General features: G+C 65.4%; 3 protein-coding genes. All 3 read right to left on the minus strand.

From position 1 onward, the window contains the following. Positions 1-467 precede the first annotated feature (467 nt). Positions 468-2,186 carry a thiamine pyrophosphate-dependent enzyme gene (locus tag GIW57_RS23570; RefSeq protein ID WP_236513131.1) on the minus strand — a complete coding sequence of 573 codons (1,719 nt, stop codon included), beginning with the start codon at positions 2,184-2,186 and terminating at the stop codon, positions 468-470. 109 nt (positions 2,187-2,295) lie between these two features. Then, positions 2,296-3,156: an SH3 domain-containing protein gene (locus tag GIW57_RS23575; protein WP_236513133.1), complete on the minus strand. Its 861-nt coding sequence runs from the start codon at positions 3,154-3,156 to the stop codon at positions 2,296-2,298. Positions 3,157-3,192: 36 nt separating this feature from the next. Then, positions 3,193-3,669 carry a DUF3574 domain-containing protein gene (locus GIW57_RS23580; RefSeq protein WP_236513135.1) on the minus strand — a complete coding sequence of 159 codons (477 nt, stop codon included), beginning with the start codon at positions 3,667-3,669 and terminating at the stop codon, positions 3,193-3,195. Positions 3,670-3,881 lie beyond the last annotated feature (212 nt).

Consider the following 3,881-nt stretch of genomic DNA (forward strand, 5'->3'; position numbering starts at 1 on the left):
CCGCCCGGCCCCTGACAGTTTCCTGCGGGCGCCAGCCACGGAAGAGAATCAAAAGATCAAAGGCAGAAGCCGGTCGCTTCGCTCGCGAGCCGGGCATGGCCCGGCTCTACAGAGATCACATCCGTCGATATGCCCAGAAATCCATCCACGCATAGCGTGGATCTACCGTGTCGACCAAGGTCGACACCCACCAACAGCAGTCGACACCCACCAAGAGCAGGCAATGCCATTCCGACAGATCGCGGAAATCTGTCGAAGGCGGGGTGGGTCCGGTTGCGGGGGTGTCCGCGGCATGGATGCCGCGGCCAAGCCCCCAAGGACGGGTTTACGGCGTCCCCCGCAGCCGGACCCACCCCGCCATCCCACGGAATGCCCGCTGTTGCTGTTGCTTCGGCTGTTGCTGTTGCTTCGGCTTTTGCTCCGGCCTCTGCGGGTGCAGGGCGCAGCCCTGCATCAAACCCAACCTCTTACTTCTTCAGGAAGTTGTCCACCAGCAGATGCTTGACGTCGTCGATGCGACCGCTCAGCACCGCCTTGGCCGCGTACAGCGCCGTACCCGCCACCTGCTTGGCCTCGATCTGCGGCGGCATCACCAGCTCCGCGCGACTGGTGTGCACGTCCAGCAGGGCCGGCCCACGCTGGGCCAGGAAATCCTGCACCGCTTCCTCCAGATCCTCGCTGCGGGTCACCGTGCGGCCATGGAAGCCGATCACCTCGGCCAACCGCCCGAAGTCCGGATTCTTCAGGTCGGTGTAGTTGTCCAGCAGGCCTTCCACCTTCTGCTCCAGCTCGACGAAATTCAGCGAGCCGTTGTTGAACACCACCACCTTGATCGGAAGGTTTTCCTGCACCGCGGTCAGCAGATCGCCCAGCAGCATCGCCAGCCCACCGTCACCGGACAGCGAAATCACCTGCCGCCCCGGGAAGGCCTTCTGCAGACCCAGCGCCTGCGGCATCGCGTTGGCCATCGTGCCATGCAGCAGGCTGGTCAGCGTGCGGCGCCGACCGTTCACCCGGATGTGCCGCAGCACCCACACCATCGGCGAGCCACCATCGGCGGTGAACAGCGCATCGTCGGTGGCGTACTTCGACAGCAGCGCGGTCAGGTGCTGCGGATGGATCAGCTCGCCTTCACCCGGCTGCTCCTCCTGCTCGCGCTTCTTCAGCGCCTTGTCGCGGTGCTCGATGCACTCGTCCAGGAAGCTGCTGTCTTCGCGCGGGGGCAGCATCGGCAGTAGTGCGTCCAGCGTCGGTGCGATATCACCGACCACGCCCAGGTTCACCGGATGGCGGCGGCCGAGGTGGCTGCCGTCGCGGTCGACCTGGATGATCGTGGCCTTGTCCGGATAGAACTGGCCCCAGGCGAAATCCGCGCCGAGCAGCAGCAGCGTGTCGCACTCCATCAACGTATGGAAGCCGGATTCGATGCCGAAAACACCGGTCATGCCCATGTTGTACGGGTTGTCCGGTTCGACGAAGTCCTTGGCACGCGACGTGTGCGCCACCGGTGCCTGCAGGCGCCGCGCCAGTTCCAGCAGCTGCGCATGCGCCCCCTGGCAACCGGCGCCGGCATAGATGCCGATACGCTTGCCCTGCCCCAGTTGTTCGGCAATCTGCTGCAGTTCGCTATCGGACGGGCGCAGCACCGGCTGGGTGTAATGCACCGAGAACGGCACATCGTGCTTCACCTCCGCTTCGCTGATGTCGGCCGGCAGGATCACCACCGCCACGCCACGCCGGCTGATGGCCGCCTGGCAGGCCAGCGCCACCACGCGGCGTGCCTGCGCCGGGCTGTGCACCTGCTCACAAAACACCGTGCAGCTGCCATACACCGCCTTGAAATCCACTTCCTGCGGAAATTCCATGCCAAGTTCGCTGGTGACCACCTGGCTGGCGATCAGCACCATCGGCGCGCGGTTGCGGTTGCTCTCGAAGATGCCGTTGATGAAGTGCAGGCCACCGGGCCCGCACGAGCCCGCGCAGGCGGTCAGCTGGCCGCTGATCAATGAATCGGCACCGGCCGCGAACGCGGCGACCTCTTCATGGCGCACATGCACCCACTCGATTTCACTGCGATGCAGTGCGTCGGTGACATGGTTCAGGGTGTCGCCGACGATGCCATAGCAACGGCGGACGCCCGCCTGCTGCAATGTATCGACGACGATCTCGGCAACGCGCTTGCTCATGGTGCTGCAGCCTGGTTCGGGGGAAACCCGAGGCTAGACCCGGTGAAGTGATGCTCCCGTGGGCAAGAGATCGATCGCCTTGTTGTGCAAACTCCGGGCAGCGCTGCCGTCAATCGTTGACGTTGATCCAGCCGTCAATCGCGCCCTGTTTCGGAGTGCGGTAACGCAGCTTCACCCAACCATCCTGCTCATCCAGCATCTCCACCTGATCGCCCTGTACCAGGTAGCGCTTGGTGCTTGATGCGCCGGGCCGGTCGAACAGGAACAGGCGCGCAGGCAGCACGGTGGCGTCCAGGCCCCGCAGCGGTGCGCCGCTGGCGGGTGCACCCAATCCATCACCAATGGCGCTTTCCAGCACCTTGCCGGCGGGATCATAGGTGCGCCACACCGCCAGCGGGCCTTGGTTCTCGGTCTCTTCCCAGCGCAGCGCCTGGTTGAGCGTATCGCCCAGCATCAGCACATTCTCACCGCGGTACAGATAGAGCTGCCCACCTGCAAACCGGTACTGGTCGGTGTACCACATCGGCCCGCTGCGGCAGCTGGCGGTCAGCGTGCGCGTGGCGGCATCGGCAGTGAGGCCCATCAGTTCGCCGCACTGGTCGTGTCCATGGGTCACCGCCTTCAGCGCGCGGAATTCACCACTGCCAGCGTCGAAGCGATAGACCGCAACAGCCTCATTGACCATGCCCACCGCCGCGCGCGCGACCAGTTCAGGGTGCCCATCGAAATCGAGGTCCTCTGCGCTCAGGCGCGAATTACCATCGGCATCCGGCGCGCCTGGCAACCGCTGGCGCTTCCCGGCCGGCTGCAGCAGCACGGCAAGCATGCCGTCCTCCTGCACCTCGGCCGTCGCCTGCACGCCCGCTGCCGGCGAAAACCGCAGCGGGCCCCGGTCCTCATCCTGCGCCTGCGCCACGGGCACCAACACGCCGGCAAGCATCGCGCCCAACAACACATCCCTGGGTTTCATCGTCATTCCCTGCAGCGCCACTATGGCGCCTCTGGGTCAGAACGATACGTCAACCGCCTGCCGCGACCACAACACCGACTGGTGCTTGGTCTGCTGCTTCCACGCCAGCCGGATCGCTTCGATGTCGGCGCGGCGCTTCGGGCTGTCCTCGTGCAGCACCACCAGCACCTTGGTGCGCAGGCGGTTGGGCGTGGCATCGCCGCGGAACAGCCACTGGCCGTAGGCATCGAACACAGTCAGCCCATCCGGGAAGCGCGGTGTCACTTCCTTGTCCAGGAAAGCGCGCCACTGCGCATCGCTGATGGTGTCGGCCTGCGGGCGGTCACCGGCGCCCTGCTCCTCGCCCACGCCGAAGTACAGCTCGCTGCGCACCCAGCCGTGCCCGCTGGACGGACGCGCTGCGTCGCCCTGCAGGTCGGCGGTGGTGGCATAGGCGCTGGGCGCCTTGGAAGACAGGCTGGCGCAGCCACTGGTGGCCAGCAGCACGGCGAAGACAAGGCCAAGGTGTTTCATCGGGAACAGCACTCCGGGAAGGGGAAAAAGCACGACGAAGGGGCACGGAGGGTACACCTGCGCCTCGGTTGCGGCTGCAACCAATGCCCTCATGCCGGCAGGGCATGAAGTGATGCAATGGGAGACGGGGCTTGCATCGCACCACCTCCTCACGCCAAGATAATATATCGCTTCATCCGGATGGATGTAAGTGCAACTATCTCCCCCCGCCC

This window comes from Stenotrophomonas sp. PA-6-5C (genome assembly GCF_021605635.1).
Classification (GTDB): Bacteria; Pseudomonadota; Gammaproteobacteria; order Xanthomonadales; family Xanthomonadaceae; genus Stenotrophomonas; species Stenotrophomonas lactitubi.